Annotated in this window: 1 protein-coding gene; it reads right to left on the bottom strand. The window is 52.8% G+C overall.

What is annotated here, in order from left to right:
* The coding region (locus ENTHG_RS25895; protein ID WP_275404541.1) for a hypothetical protein at positions 1-216 on the bottom strand (216 nt) is incomplete at its 3' end.
* Positions 217-326: the final 110 nt, after the last annotated feature.

Here is a 326-nt window from a genome sequence, read left to right as displayed (position 1 = left end):
CGAAGCATGGAAAACCGTGCTGGTCGTCCTTCTGTTGGCTTCGAGATACGGCATGAAGCTCTCCATGCAGGCGTCAATATCAAGGCGTCCGCATTTATCATATGGTTCGAGCATCTTCTGCCAAAGCAGCACTTCGGCTTCATCCTTATCTACCTTCTCCTTGTTGTAACGCAGGGCCCCGCCGGGTGTTGCCCCGGATCTTATATTCGCAACCATTCCTTAGCTTGTTTGGCAAGGTTCAGAATCTCGATACTCAGGGCCTTCAACTCCCTCGTGCGCTGTTCCAATGCGGCGATCTGATGCGGGATAGCGACGTTGGAGAAGTG

Origin of the sequence: Phytobacter massiliensis JC163 (assembly GCF_000321045.1) — a bacterium.
Lineage (GTDB): Bacteria > Pseudomonadota > Gammaproteobacteria > Enterobacterales > Enterobacteriaceae > Phytobacter_A > Phytobacter_A massiliensis.
This window is presented reverse-complemented; position numbering and strand designations above follow the sequence as displayed.